At 54.9% G+C, this 14,344-nt stretch carries 9 protein-coding genes; 4 read left to right on the forward strand and 5 right to left on the reverse strand.

The features are described 5' to 3' along the window. Positions 1 to 33: 33 nt before the first annotated feature. The 4 genes from AC1DJH_RS03860 (at position 34) to AC1DJH_RS03875 (ending at position 4,943) form a co-directional block, all read left to right on the forward strand. The gene (locus tag AC1DJH_RS03860) at positions 34 to 870 is read left to right on the forward strand and encodes a hypothetical protein (RefSeq protein ID WP_478184771.1); all 837 of its coding nucleotides are present in this window, start codon (positions 34 to 36) and stop codon (positions 868 to 870) included. A gap of 280 nt (positions 871 to 1,150) precedes the next feature. Further along, positions 1,151 to 1,792: a hypothetical protein gene (locus AC1DJH_RS03865; protein ID WP_478184772.1), complete on the forward strand. Its 642-nt coding sequence runs from the start codon at positions 1,151 to 1,153 to the stop codon at positions 1,790 to 1,792. A 141-nt stretch (positions 1,793 to 1,933) separates the two neighbouring features. Further along, positions 1,934 to 4,066, forward strand: a complete 2,133-nt coding sequence (locus AC1DJH_RS03870) for an AAA family ATPase (RefSeq protein ID WP_478184773.1) — start codon at positions 1,934 to 1,936, stop codon at positions 4,064 to 4,066. Further along, positions 4,059 to 4,943 (forward strand): retron system putative HNH endonuclease, encoded by an 885-nt coding sequence (locus AC1DJH_RS03875; RefSeq protein WP_478184774.1) that lies wholly within the window; start codon positions 4,059 to 4,061, stop codon positions 4,941 to 4,943. Before AC1DJH_RS03870 ends, AC1DJH_RS03875 begins: the two co-directional genes overlap by 8 nt. A 190-nt stretch (positions 4,944 to 5,133) precedes the next feature. Here AC1DJH_RS03875 and AC1DJH_RS03880 read toward each other — a convergent pair whose 3' ends face one another. The 5 genes from AC1DJH_RS03880 to AC1DJH_RS03900 all read right to left on the reverse strand — a co-directional run bounded on the left by AC1DJH_RS03880 (position 5,134) and on the right by AC1DJH_RS03900 (position 14,343). Further along, complete coding sequence (locus AC1DJH_RS03880) at positions 5,134 to 6,159, reverse strand: hypothetical protein (protein WP_478184775.1); 1,026 nt, start codon at positions 6,157 to 6,159, stop codon at positions 5,134 to 5,136. 114 nt (positions 6,160 to 6,273) lie between these two features. Next, complete coding sequence (locus AC1DJH_RS03885; protein WP_478184776.1) at positions 6,274 to 6,570, reverse strand: hypothetical protein; 297 nt, start codon at positions 6,568 to 6,570, stop codon at positions 6,274 to 6,276. Positions 6,571 to 6,704: 134 nt separating this feature from the next. Then, on the reverse strand, positions 6,705 to 7,496 hold the full coding sequence (locus AC1DJH_RS03890) for an HNH endonuclease (RefSeq protein ID WP_478184777.1): 792 nt from the start codon (positions 7,494 to 7,496) through the stop codon (positions 6,705 to 6,707). Positions 7,497 to 7,512: 16 nt separating this feature from the next. Then, positions 7,513 to 11,478, reverse strand: a complete 3,966-nt coding sequence (locus tag AC1DJH_RS03895; protein ID WP_478184778.1) for an Eco57I restriction-modification methylase domain-containing protein — start codon at positions 11,476 to 11,478, stop codon at positions 7,513 to 7,515. Positions 11,479 to 11,484: 6 nt separating this feature from the next. Further along, on the reverse strand, positions 11,485 to 14,343 hold the full coding sequence (locus tag AC1DJH_RS03900; RefSeq protein ID WP_478184779.1) for a helicase-related protein: 2,859 nt from the start codon (positions 14,341 to 14,343) through the stop codon (positions 11,485 to 11,487). Position 14,344 lies beyond the last annotated feature (1 nt).

Here is a 14,344-nt window from a genome sequence, read left to right on the forward strand (position 1 = left end):
GTGGTAGAGTGAAAAGAGATTTTGAGCCGGACCATGCCTATTCCAGAGCAGCCTGGCGACGTCGCCGAACTTACGCCTGACGAACGCCTGCATTTCAGAGACCGCTTGCGCGCAGCTCGTTATGCGGCACTCGCCGATGCCGAAGGCTTCGGCGAGATCTGCTTTGCTATCGAAGCGCTGGGTATTCGAGTGCGCGGCTTGCGTCAGACCATGGGGAAGTACAAGCGCTGGATCTTTCCCTATTGGCAGCAGCGACCGTCATTGGATCAGCTCGCACACAACTTCCCCGCTCTGTTCGGCCGGTTCGAAGCGCTCTATGACGCCGTACAGGACGCGCGAAATGATGCGATGCACACAGGAGCCTACGCCCGGCATGTCACTGCTGCGGCCATTGAACTTTGCATAGGACTGGAGGATGCCCTCATGAGTACACCACCGCGTAATAGCGTCGCGGATTTCATGGTCAAGTCACCGATAGTTGTAGAAAACTGGCAACCGGTCGCGCATGCACGCCAACTGATGCTGACGCATTCCTTCTCATACCTGCCGACCTACATCGAAAACCGCTGGCAACTAATCTCCGAGATGGCCATTGCACGTTTTCTTCGCAGCGTTGGAGATCCCTCCTTACTGCTCGCGATGCAGATCTCCGATGCGTGTAGGACTCAGGACGATGAAGGCAACCCCGTTCACTTGGTCGACCGCCCTCACGCGCTCGCTCTCACCTTACCGCGTCTCGTCGAAGCCGGAGACGCTGTGGCGCCGCTGCTCACAGCAGACACCATCACCGACAGGCCTTCGTTGTGGCTGGTCAAAAGCCAAGATCCGAAGCGGTTGAGTGGTGTCTTGTCTCCCTTTGAACTGATGTAGAAGACTTGGCGCAGCTCTGCTCACGGAATCGGTATGCACCTCAGATCACGCTGCCTCGCCAAGATCAACTTATCTCTATTTAATTGAGATCAATGCTCACAGCACATTTGCTCAGGGAGCAAGGTTTTCACAAGCCAGTCACGCACCGCATATGACTCATATAGCGATACGGTGCAGTTATCGATACATTGCCGTGTTCACTGTTGCAATCAATACAGCATAGATCACGCCTAGGTGCTCACAAAGTTTATTAATCCGCGCCAACTAAAGCAACTCGCAAATGGCGAATCCAAACCTAATTCGTTCCGTTCCTAAGTGGTTGAAGGATGCCGCGCAAGGCTTAGCCTACTGGATTGGATACAGCAATGTTCGAGACGCGACACGAGCACCTGAGCTCGCACTTGGGCATGAACTCGCCCGACTCATTGGTGCCAAAGCCAAAGCTCTTGAGGTTAATACTGAGACCTACTACCGCAGGATCCGGAAGTTTCAGAGCAGCGCCATCACGCGGGATGCTCGTGCGGACTTAACCCTTTGGAAGAACGTCGAGCCTCGGCGTGTTAAGCCAACTTTAGAGCTAAAACATGTCATCGAGATCAAACGTGCAAATGCGGACGGCCGAAAAATTCAAGCAGATTTCCGAAGACTCGCGGCAGTCGTAGAGGAACTTCACGATGTGCGAGGATTTTTAGTAATAATCTCCGAACGCGGGCTACCTCCCAAACCATACGCTTCCGAGAAGGGACTACGTTTTACGCCACGAGTCCACGAGATTGCCGGCACAAAATCAGAGTTCGTTGTTACCGGCGTTTATAAGGCAGCACCGGCTTTCCAACACCCGGAGGACGCGCACTATGTATGTATTGCCGAAGTCGCGCGCCGTCCTGAAGTTGATCCGCGCGAGGGCGACGAGGACAGCTAAGGATGTCGAGGGCGGAACGTTGCAAAGAAACAGCGGGAAGCTTGGCGCGGTTGGCAGACGAAGGTTTCTGAGTCGCAATCGCCTGTCTCGTCATTCAGAATATCGCGATTTGTCCATTATGGTTGCACAGGAATCCGGTACATGAGAAAGCTCAACCGCACGGCATCAATCCCACCACCCGAACTGACGGCGTTTGCAGAACGGCATCTGGAACGCGTCCGGCAGTATTTTTCCTCGGGCGAAGCTCAAAGGCCCCCAGAACCGGAATTCGACGGCTCCCTGCTGAGCGCATTGCTAGCCTGCCTACGCGAATGGACCAAAAACAAATGCTCGTACTGCGAAACGTTGCTGGATACATCGAGCATTTTCCTGAATCATTTTCGTCCGGAGGCCGGCGCACTGCGAAGCCGACAAGTAACGGACCGACGTCATTACTGCTGGCTCGCCGCCGACTGGAATAACCTTTTTGCAGCCTGCTCGGCGTGCAATATGTCGAAAGCCAACATATTTCCCGTTAGCGGTCCTTCGCCTTTGGAAGCATCGATCCAAGAATTGCGAAGGAGAGAAAAGGCACAACTCCTGGACCCAAGCTTCGACAAGCCAGAAAAGCACTTCCGGGTGGCCTCAGACGGCGTGCTGATTCCCCTTACTGACAGAGCCGACACGACTATCAGCACACTCCAACTTAACAGGTCCGAATTGATCAACGGCCGCAGACGCGTTATTAACACAATCATTGCGCACTGGGATGCTGCACAGGCCGGCATTCCTCAAGCATTCGAGCATCTGCTGCCGATGTTTTCCGAGAGCGCCGAACACTCCGGCGCTGCCCGCATCTACCTGCGATCCATTGCGGATTTCTCAAGCGAACGCATCGACACACAGAGTGTTAACGGCTCAGCGTTGAGGAGATTGCTAGACGCTAGTCGGTCGATAAATTTCGGCGTCCTCGACAACGTCTCGCGCGACAGCCGAACCCCAACCGCACCACGGAAAACCTTACAGGACTTGTTTGACTACAGAGCCTTTCCTCTTAAGGCGCTGCATTTAAGAAACTTCAAGGGCATACAGCACCTAGACATCGCATTTCCAGAACCATCAGAGAAAACTCAATGGATTGCATTGCTGGGGCCTAACGGCGTGGGCAAGACATCGATCCTGCAAGCTATCGCCTTGTGCCTCTTGGGCCATGAAGCCGCCGGGAAGATAGAACCCGATGCCCGCAAGCTCTTGGTGCGCGGTGCGGACGGAGGCGAGATCCGCATCGATTTCTGGTACAGCGACGCCCCTGCCACTTTGCGCTACACCAGAGGATCAAAGGACTTTTCGGGAGAGCGTACAGAGAAAACCAGGGTGGTCGGCTATGGTGCCTATCGTGTGCTCTCTAAGCGAAAGCTCCCGCCTCACCATCTCCGAAAGGACCGGCGAGTGCAGTCGCTTTTCGACTATCACGCGAAACTCAACGGCCACCATGGCTGGCTGGACAAGGTTGCCCCCGAAAAACTACAAGACACTTTGGAAACGCTGAGCCTCCTATTGTTGGCCGACGACACTGAGGTTCGTATCGCCAAAGGCAAGCTGCAGATTGCCATTGACGGCCGGACACCCCCACTAAATGCGTTGAGCTCAGGCGTCCAGAATGTGTTCCTGATCGCGTCCGAGCTGCTCGAAGTAATCTACGAACTAGGCGATAGTGCAGTTTCCAGTCAAGCCTTCGTGCTGATCGACGAACTCGATGCGCATTTGCATCCGGCATGGCGGATCAAGATCGTGGAACGGTTACGCCGCGCATTCCCCCGTACCCACTTCATTTTCACAACGCACGATCCCCTACCGCTGCGGAGCATGAAGAGCAATGAAGTGCTCATCCTGCGACACGATGCTCAGGGCCGCATTCACGCTGACGGCGCCGTGTCCAAGATCGAAGGTCAAGTGGTGGATGAAATGCTCACCTCCAACCTATTCGGACTCTATAGTACCTACAGCGAAAAGGTTGACGGGCTTTTTGCCCGCTACTACAGCCTGCTAGGCATGGGAGAAGAGAACCTGCGGCCAGCGCAAGATGAGGAATTGGCCGATTTGGAAATTCAACTTAACGGCATGGGGGAAATGGGAAAATCCACGCGCGAAAGGCTGTTTTTTAAGCTGATAGACAGAGCTCTATCCCAAGATAGGGTTGCTCGCGAATTGCAGACATGGCAGGCGAGTACTTTGGAAAGCATCGCTGCGGCAATCGAGGCAATGCCCGAATACAGGAACATGCTTCGTGATTAAACTCGACCGCAGCAATCCTCCTGGCGTCCCAACTGTATTGCTTAGTCAGGCTGCCATCAATGAACGCAAGAGAACTGCAGATTATTATCAAGGCAACAATACCGGATTTCCGGCCTATGCAGGATTTTCCATATACCGCAATGAACAGGTAAGAGAAGCACTCGAACTACTGGCTCATGGAAAATGCGCATATTGCGAATCACAAATGACAAACCAGAGCCCACGAGTAGAGCATTATCGTCCCAAAGGAGGCATTGACTTGACCAGGGGTGGCCAGAGTCTCATTGGCTATTGGTGGCTGGCCTGCGAGTGGGACAATTTATTGCCGGCCTGCGAAGATTGCAATACGGAGAGAAAGCATTCTGTGCCGGGCGGCGAAGACTTTAAAACTGGCAAGGGTAATTACTTTCCTCTCGCGCAGGGACAACAACCAGCAAGCTGCTTGGCCCATCTGCCCCAAGAAGTACCCCTGCTGCTGAATCCGTTCATCGACAATCCTAGACGGTATCTCCGCTTCCGCGTTCGACGCACCGCGAACGAGCGCAAGTCTTTTGTCGTCGGTGTGTGGGGGGCGGCTGCTCTCCTTAAACGTCGCGCCGAGGAGTCGATATCTGGCTACGCGCTCAACCGGGATCGATTGGTACGTGCGAGATCCGAAGAACTCCTACGCCTCGAAGACGCACTTGAAGAATGGAAAGCTTATTTAAAGCTCGCAGATAGCGTTCCGGCTGGAATCCATCAAGAAAATGCGATTAAACATTCCAAGGCGACCTTAGAAAAAATCTTCAAGGTCTACGCCAGCCCTCAATCCAAATACTCGGCGGCATGTTTCGACTACCTCATGGATTGGCTGAAGCAAAACAATTTAAGAATTTAATCTTAAAGACAGAATGGCTTCAGTCAAACGGATTCGCAGTTGCGGAAGATTTATTGGAAGCTCAAGATGTTTCTAAGCGGAGCGCATGCCAGCAGTTTGAAATGCCTGCGCGGCTAGAAATTCGCAACGAACGTTGTGACTTACTACTACGCTGCGCAAAGTCACAGCTTGGTTGCCAGCCTCATCGTCTCTACTGAAAACCTCTACTTATACGTTGTTGATCTTCAAATACCTTATTTTCATATTTAAGCTGTCGCACAACAGGTTCCCCCCTCGTCGGCAGGTTTCCGATTTTCGCGATTTCAGCATTTCTGAGGGTGGATGGAACGCCTTCACAAAGTTGCAATCTCACCTGATCAAATAGCGATACATCGTAAGGAGCCAAAAACGCTCTTTCGTTAAAAAACCAATAATCGCTCTCGATCAATGCCCGTTTCGCTTGAGACCAAGCCTCCACGACCGAAGGCGATAGCCACCATTGCCCATCATGCATCATGCAAGCTTCAATAAATCCCAATGTGTCGAGGTCCGTGCGCACCCTACCAAGGAGCTGATCTGAATCATCAGGGCTGCACACCACAAGCAAAGTGGCGCCAACGGCCGAAGGAACTACAAAAACAAAGGTATCGAAGTATTTACCGTCCCGATGCAACGTATACTTTTTGTGAAGTGCAACCTGACATTTAAATCGAACGCGCCGCAACACAATCGCAGAGTCCATTGAGGCATTTTTGGAAAATGGCGTAAGCAATAGTCTGTCACCGTCAGGCAAGAGTGTTGACGATTCAGGAAATTCCGTGATTAGGTCATAAAAATGTGCAACAGCCTTTGCCGTGCTGATCGCCTTTTTTTTCTCATGCTCATCATTAAAATACCTTGACTCAGCAACTGCATGGCGCTCACTTTTCCGATAAGCGGAGTAACGAAACAACTCGCCGGCAAATGATCGGTAGAGTTGAAGAAATACATCTTTAAAGGTGGTTAAACCACTGCGATCAAGGGTTGCGAATAAGGTATCGTGGTATGGGCAAAAACCCTTGAACGTTGTTGCCTCTTGGATGCCAAGCAGCTTGAATTTTATGTCCTTATAAGCACTTTGATCCATGCGAATGGAGACCGGCGAATACACCTTACCCCCCTCGGCAATCTCGCGCAGTGAATGCTCTTTCGAGAACGCATGGGCATTTATCGCCAACCTTCTACATTCGGGGTACATACACACATGCTTAGCATGCTTCGATAGCACCTTCTGTAGCTCATCATTAAACCTAGACGTAATCCTCCGCGCTTCAGTCACTTGATTTTCCTTATTTTTTCGTCAAATGGACAATCAACGGAACTCCAAATCGCCAAGCGGTCGAAGCACGAGAAGGTCAAAAGACCCCTTGCCTTGAATTTCGGGAAACGCGTTGCACTCGTCTTCAGCAAGTTTGACAACCGCTTCAATCGCTTTCTTCAATTTTCTCAGATGTAAAATCCGAGCATCGAAAAAGCGAATCACTTTACTTCCAAAGGTCGCTGCCAGAAGATCAACGGCTGCTTCACGAGACGGCATCATAATGCGTTTGGTAAACGGCCGTGCGCTTGCGATGCCAAGCTTCGGTGAATTCTTAAAGGTCTTTGCCATCCTAGTCGTTGCAATTTTAATATGCAAAAACTGAGAAATGCCATCGAGGGCCGATAATGCATGCTAGGCAAGCAACATCTTGAAATGCTTTAAAAGTTAAAATTTCACCAGCCATTTATTCTCCGCCAATCGACTCAATTTTTGAAAATAGTGTCCCTGTGCCATTGGAGATATGGCTGATGTTGAGCCTGCAGACGAATCACTAGCGCCTCCGAGCACCCGAGTGCAATTCGCCCCTCGCTGCTTAGCTTGGGGCTGGCGATAACGGCACCGGAACCCGCGATAGTCACCAGACCGACATCAAAGGCGGCATCCCAGTGAGCGGCCAGCAGCAGGCCGTTATAAACGTCTAGGCGTTCGGCGTCATTGCAGGCAACCCAAGGCTTGGCGTGGCTAGCGCGTAAGAGTTCCGGAACGTCCAATCCAGTGATAGCGCAGCGGCCACCCCACAGAGCCATCAGCCCCTCGCGAAACAAGTTTTGTCCCACACGTTGGCGCACGGTAGCTTCGCGTTCGGTGGCACTTATGGCAACCACTGCTTGCTCGAACCGCCTTACCAATGCGTTGGGTAGCGTGCGAGCCAATACCCAGGCGCGCTTCAGTAATGCTTCTAAGGCGGGTAAGTCTGTTGCCATGAAGGCACCCGCAATGTGCATTTTGGTTGGTGGCATCGATCCCGCGGGTATCGCACAGCCCAAATCAACTTCCAGGGCGCAGACCACGTCGCCCATGCACAAGCCGACAATAAAACCGCCATTAAAAGCGGACCACAACACGCACCTCTCAGGAGAGTGACTGCTTTCTCCATATACTGCTCCCACTTGATCGCTCAAGATATCAAAACCAGCCTCACGCGCGGCCTTCCGCACAGCGTGGCTTTCCAGCATAGACAGGCTTGAGCCAACAAAGTTTTGCGATTTGTCCATGCGAGCGTTACTAGCGTTAAAGCTCACCTTGCTCCATGCGGTCCCAAGCTTCCAGCACTAGGCGGCGGGTGCGGTACTCTCCAAGTTGACGGATTTCCTTGTTCTTCAAACCGCGAAATGTCTCGCTTGGGTAGTCGTCGCCCATCACATCGGCCGGGTCAAGGATGTAGCGCAGATCATCGTGGGACAGGCCGTACAGGCGGCCGTAGATGGCGTCAAGTTCAGCGCGCAGGATGGCACGACGCTCAGAGTTCCAACGCCATGGTTGGCCGCGTTCAGGACCAGTACGGGATTCCCACATCGGATTCACGGCCACAACGTCGGCGTAGAAGGGTTGCATATCGTTGCTCGTATAAGTCAATTCAAGCACTCGTGGAACGATTGAGTTGAGTTCAACTGCTGGGAAGACTGCTGGAGGAAGTACCGCCAATTGCTTAGCAATAAAAAAGTTGAGGTGGGTTCCGCCAACCTTATGGCGAGCTTGGAAGTCCAACGCTAACGAAGACAAGCAACCGATGAGCGCTGAGATCAGCCCCGGACTTTGGGCGCTAAACACTAGCGGAAACGGATTGCCAACCCCGACGCGGGGAATGACGTGTGCAATTACTGTTCGCTCGTTCGTCGCATTGGTAATATCCCGAAATCCCAACAGCCAGCCCTTGTCCCACTTTTTCTCTACCAGGCGTGCTTCCGCTTCAGCGCGCTCAACCCAATAGCGCGGCCTTGCCCGCTTATTAGGGTCGGCTTTTTCCGCATCCGTCATTTCCCGCGAATCGTCCTCATCGCCCTCATAAGTTGCCCACCGATGGTCAAACTGGTGCACCATTTTGGCTTCATACAAAGGCACTGGGTCTGTAAGCTCGTTACGCCGACGAACATCTCGGAATGAGCCGCTGTCATCGGACATGTGAAACATTCGCCCTATTTGAAGCTCCCAGGGATTACCATTTTCTTGGCTCTCATTCCAAAGTATTGGCACTCGCTGATAAATTTGAGCGGTAATTTCGGCATCTTTCTGACTGCGAAATACAGGGCAGGTTTTGGTATTCGGGTTGAGGCGAGCAATGTCGGCAGCAGTCAACGTGAAACTACGGCGCGAATCTTTAATTTGCTCCGTGTTAGTCAAGAAAAAAGCGAACTTTGCCTCACTAGTTGCTCCGATAGTGAGCAGGCAAAACTTCATGCGTGAGTCCACCGCTTGAAAGATTTTTTCTCTGTTTTCAAAATCGATCAACTGAACGATGCGCCCTTTACTGATCTCACCAAAGAATCCACTAGTGGATTCATCGGTTGCAATTCCGCTTGGCAGCACCAAACCGGCTCGACCTTGTGGGTGCAATATATGCAACACAGTTTCAGCAAAAAGAGCATAGGTATTTACATCCCCATTACCCGTGAGCGGATATCGTGGCCCATGGCAGTACACGTTACCCGCGTCTGATTTTTGTTTTGCGAGAACGAACTCCTCAAAGACACGCCGCTCCGGAGAATTGATTTCGCAGCAACTTAATGCCTGAATCGCCCTTTCGCGCTCAACCTTGTTGCGAGCGTCTACAACCGTAGGTGCTCGTTCCGCAAAGAACTCTTCTTCCTTAATTTTCATCCGCTCCCAAGGCGGATTGGCCAGAATCACCGAGAAGCCACCGCGTGCAAACACCTGCGCAAAGCCCAGCTTCCAGTGCAGCAGAGGGGTGCGCCTGGCCAGTTGCAATGCGGCCTCTTTCTTGCGCGCCGCCACGGGCTGCCCAAGCAGTGCATTCATTACGTCTTGCGTGGTGGGCACAGCGGAGTCGGCCTCACTATTGCCGTGCTTGGGTAACAGGTAAGCCGCGCAATACAGGTGCAGCGCCAGCGCCAACCCAGCATCGCCGGTACCTTGTTGCAAAGCTTCATACGCCTGGCGTTTGGCTGCGATCTCAGCCAGCGTGGCATCGGGCAGCACATCCAACTGCTGTAAGGGCAAGGCGGTGGCCGACAAGTCCATGGACTGCAGGCTTTGACTGAAACTAGCGGCGGCCCGCATGCGTTGCAGGCCGGTGCGCTCTTGTTTGTTTCGCTTTTTCAAGTCCCGGCAAAGGTCTTTGTTGTCACCGGTCAACTCTTTGTAGGCTTCGTCGGGTACGCCGTCCAAAATCACCTTTAGGTCCATGACACCTAGTAAGGCATTGCCCAACTGAAAATGGTGATCGATAAAGCCCAGGGGAGCATCTGGCGTATATGCCTCCAGCCACAAGGCCATGCGCGCCAACTCCAGCGCCATGGGGTTCATGTCCACACCATAGACGCAATGGGTGACCACATCACGAAGGGCGTGGCGATAGTCCTCTGGAGTGGGCTGTCCGCTGTTGCCTAACAAAGCATCACGCATCTGCGCGCGCACTCGGGCCAGATGCCCAGCAATGCGCCGTGCCGCAGCCAGCAAAAAGTGCCCGCTTCCACAAGCGGGATCGATCACACTTATAGCCAGCAGGGCCAGCACGGCCTCTTCGCCGACCGGATGGGCGGCAAGAATATCGCCGATGACAGGCTCCAGCGCAGAGTCCAACTGCTCTTGCACGAGGGAGTCGTGCGTGTAGTAGCTGCCGCTGGTCTTCCGGGCGTTGCCACGGGTAGCAGCCCCCGTGTGAAACCCGAACTGGCGGTGCTCGTTGCTGAGCATGGGCACCAGTTCCAGCAGACTCTCATAGATGCTACCTAACTCTTCCGGCCCCATGTCGCGCCAGTTGACGCGGGTCAAAGGGGCATTGGCTTCTGGCCGCAACCATGCCAGATGAAATAGCGCATTAAGCAAGTGACGGTTTTCCAGCTTGCAAGCGTCCAGCGTGGGGCACTGTGTGGATTCAAACAAGCCACCCAGGGGTGGCAAGGCCAACAGCGGTTCACCAGTGGCCAAGCCTAGCCAGACTTGTTTCAGGGCTTGCCACAGATCGCCGTGGCGGTCATGGGCGCTACGTCGTACAGCACGCTCACGCAGGCGGCGCAGGCTGTAACCTTCGACATACAGGGCCACGGCTTGAGGATCGGCATCCGTGCGGTGCAGTATTTCGCGCTCTTCCACAGTTTGCAGAAATATCTGCCTGTACACCAGACGCAGCAATTCACGCAGGTAGTCTTGCGGGCTCAGCCGTCCGGTAGCCAGTGCATCTCGCAAAGCCGTGTTGGCCGGGTGACTGACAAAGCCTTGACCCAGCGTTAACAACGCGGCCTCTACACCGCTACGCAGGGTCTCACGAGCGCGGGTGCCTTGTTCGCGACAGGCATTGCGCCACTGCTCCAGGGCGCAGTCTGCAGATACAGAGCCGGACACCCCAAAGCGTGTGGCGTGAAGCAATAGCCACAGCACAGAAAAGTCGGCGTAGCGGTCCTCGGTAAACATACGTTCCAGATCTACCTGCACCCAAGCGGGGCGGGTAAGGCTGGCGTTATCTCGGGCAATGCGAAGCTGCAGACCGTTGGTGGCGACGCCCCAGAGGGCATCGGGTGTGGCGTTTAGACTCTCTTGCAGCAAGCCAAAGGCACTGCGACGGCGGAGGCGTTCGCCCGAGTTGTCACCTAGGCGGTCATGGGCGGTGTCCAGCGGCTTAGCTTCATCGTGTGGCGACACAACCACCGGCACATGCGCATCAAGGGCGCTGAACTGGACCGGATAGTTGCGCTCCGCTATCACCATGGGGGCGCTGTGCTGGGCGAGCTGAAAGGCAAAGCACTGGCGAAGAAGTTCGGTAGCAAAGCGTTGGCTGATGCCCCATGCATCGCCGCCGGGTTGCTGGCGGGCTTGATCGAACTGGTGCCACAAGCTCTGGGCAGACCGCCACGCAAAGCCAATTTCTTCGCGCAGATTAAAGCCCGCGCGCACGCCGTAGTCGGCATCGGCTTGCAGGGGAGCCTGCGATGCGGCCACTTTGGCCAGCCACTCGGCGGTGAACAGGGCACCCTCAATGCTGAGGGTATCGATGTGTAAGACAGTGGAGGTTCTTGGCATTGCGGATCAGATGTCCAGCGCGGGGAGCAACACAAACGCGCCAATCACATCCACTGGCAGCAAAGGGGCGACTTCATAGCGCCCCCGCGAACGAGAAGCCTCGCGCACGCGACGGTGGTCGGCTAAAAGCGCATCGGCGCGCGCACGCGCATAAGCTTCAAGCACAGGCTGCCACTGGTCTTTCCGGGCCAACACTTGGGACACACGGGCCTCTCGGGTTCGGTCATCCAGTATTTCATCGGGTGGGGCAGTAAGCCACCGCATGGGCTCATCGCCTGACACAATTTCGAACCGCTGGCCACCTTCTACAGACCGTAAAGCAACCGCGACGGCCTCTTCCACCAGCAAAGTATCGCCGCCCCGGGCATCCACACTGCTGAGCTGGTGGCGCAAGCGCATCATGAGCACCGTTGTCTGCGCTTGCACAGCAGGGCTGACCCAACAGCCAGTGCGGCCCAGCATGGCCGGGTCGTTGGTGCTTGGATCCATCTCCAAGCCAGCATCGGCAAGGGTTCGCTCCAACAATCCTTCGGCCAGGGTGCTGACCAATGGGTGGCTACGATGCACAAACCGGGTGCCCGCCGGCGGCGGCACAGTAAAGCTCAAGCCCACGGTGCCTTTGAGGCCATCAGCTAGCAGGCGTTCGCGCAGGTCTTCCGGGAGGTTTGTGAGTTGCGCGCGGTAGCCTTTGTCGGCAGAAATACTACGCAATTCCAGTGCACCACCCAAGCGACGCAGGGCACGCTGGATAAAGCGTTGCACGTCATCCGCATTGCCCAAAGCAGCTTGCATCTTTTTCCACTCGGGCAGCACATCCTCTGGCTTGATGCGGTTTTGGGCGAACACGGTGCGGTTCCTTTTGGCCCGTTCGGCCATGTCGGTCCAGGCCACTTCAAGTTGCTGCACAGCAGGCAGATCGTCAAAATCAAAAACTTCTTGGCGCTGTCGCCCCCGTTGGCCGCCCAGCACGGCTTGCATCAAAGCCTGTGTCAAAGAATGGTCGTTATCCGGCAAGGGCACCGGCACACCCAGCTCTTCCCGAATCTTTTGAGCCTTGCGCAAAATCACTTTGAGCACCACGGCATCCACCGGGTTATTGCGGCCGTACATCAGAGTGGCACGCACCACGCGGCTGTCTTGCCCGAAGCGGTCAACCCGCCCCTCGCGTTGCTCATGCCGCGTGGGGTTCCAGCTCAGGTCGTAATGCACCACCGCATTGAAGTGTTCTTGCAGATTGATACCTTCAGACATGCAATCGGTGGCGATCATCAGTGGACGCTCCGACTCGCCCAATTCGGCCACCAGAGCTTTGCGCTCTTCGGGTGCCAGTTCTCCAGTGACTACCCCTACCGTTACGCCGGGGAAGCGATTTTTCAGGTGCTTATGCAGATAATGCGCAGTGGCGATGTAACGACAAAAAACCACAGGCGCAAAGTTGTGATTTAGCAATTCGGTTTCAAGATGAGTGCGCAACGCAGCCAGTTTGGGGTCGCCACCTTCTCCGGCAAGCAATTCGGCTTGGGCGATCAGGCCTCGCAGGCCGGGGTCAGCATTGTCGGCGGGTAGCTCGACGTCATCGTTCACCATAGAGTCGTCGGAGCCGTCAAAGACGCGCTCACGCAGGGCATCTTCATCAACTTCGGTCGCTTGAGTGGCCATGCGGGTACGCAGCGATTGCAGCGCGGCAGCCGGGCTGCTGGCGGCGCTACGCATCAGAGCCAAGGTGCCCCAAAAGTTCAGGCGCTGGCGGCGTTGGTCGGAGCCAGCACGCTCTACAACTTCAGAGCAATAGTCCAGCACGGCGTCAAAAAACACGGCCCATCCGCCACCCAGCAGATAAGGCAAGTCAGTGGTTTCGCGGCGTGGGAACACGCCTTCGTCGTTCCACTCGTCGATGTCCTGGCGGCGACGTTGCACAAAGTGCGGGGCCAAGCGGGAACGCAAAGCATCTCGCGCTGCGCCAGTGACGTTACCAAGTTGCTGAAAGTCCGTATGCAGCAACCCCAACAAGCTATGAAAGCTGTCTTCATCTCCCGAATGAGGAGTGGCGGTTAGAAAGAGCATGTGCCGCTCGGCATCTGCAGAAAGCAAGCGCAGCAGGTCATGCCTTTGGTGCCGCCCGCCACCACCGCCAGCACAGGTGTGGGCTTCGTCCACAACCACTAGTTCGGGGCAACGGCTGGAAAAATCGCCACGCCGCCTGTCGCTTTTGATGTAGTCCAGGCTCACAACTGTGTGTGGGTACACAGTGAAAATGTTGTCGGTGACCGACAAACCACGCTCCAGCCGAGCGGCGCTGGCTGCGGTAACAGCCACGGCCTTGATGTGAAAGCGATCATCGAGTTCCTGCACCCACTGCTCCACCAGATGCGGGGGACATAACACTGCAAAGCGCCTGATTTCACCTCGGTCCAACAACTCACGGGCAATCATCCCGGCCTCAATAGTTTTGCCGATACCCACGTCGTCAGCAATCAACAAACGAATCACGTCCTGCTTGAGCGCCATGAGCAAAGGCACCAACTGGTAAGCGCGGGGCTGAAAAGCCAGATTACCAAAGCTGCGAAATGGGCCAGCCCCCCGCCGCAGAGACATGAGCAAGGCATCACGCAACAGCAATGCTTCTTCGTGATTGGCGGCTTGGGCCACGGTGGGAACTGGAAAACTGGCGGGTACTACGGCCTCATACGTGGCTTCCAGCGCGGGGGATACCACGGCCACATCAACCTCACTGCCCGAAAGAGGCCGCAGACGCAACCGCTCAGGACTACTGCCAGGCATAACAATCCATTCGCGGCCACGCGCACGCACCAGCGCACCAGGCGGGAAGACTGTCCCTTGTAAATCGGACGGAACTGCACTCATG

This window comes from Variovorax sp. 10N412 (assembly GCF_056394985.1).

Bases quoted from the DNA above. Each gene is read 5' to 3' on its own strand.
- AC1DJH_RS03860 (WP_478184771.1), top strand. From the start codon at position 34: ATGCCTATTCCAGAGCAGCCTGGCGACGTCGCCGAACTTACGCCTGAC.
- AC1DJH_RS03865 (WP_478184772.1), top strand. From the start codon at position 1,151: ATGGCGAATCCAAACCTAATTCGTTCCGTTCCTAAGTGGTTGAAGGAT.
- AC1DJH_RS03870 (WP_478184773.1), top strand. From the start codon at position 1,934: ATGAGAAAGCTCAACCGCACGGCATCAATCCCACCACCCGAACTGACG.
- AC1DJH_RS03880 (WP_478184775.1), bottom strand. From the start codon at position 6,159: ATGTACCCCGAATGTAGAAGGTTGGCGATAAATGCCCATGCGTTCTCG.
- AC1DJH_RS03885 (WP_478184776.1), bottom strand. From the start codon at position 6,570: ATGGCAAAGACCTTTAAGAATTCACCGAAGCTTGGCATCGCAAGCGCA.
- AC1DJH_RS03890 (WP_478184777.1), bottom strand. From the start codon at position 7,496: ATGGACAAATCGCAAAACTTTGTTGGCTCAAGCCTGTCTATGCTGGAA.
- AC1DJH_RS03895 (WP_478184778.1), bottom strand. From the start codon at position 11,478: ATGCCAAGAACCTCCACTGTCTTACACATCGATACCCTCAGCATTGAG.
- AC1DJH_RS03900 (WP_478184779.1), bottom strand. From the start codon at position 14,343: ATGAGTGCAGTTCCGTCCGATTTACAAGGGACAGTCTTCCCGCCTGGT.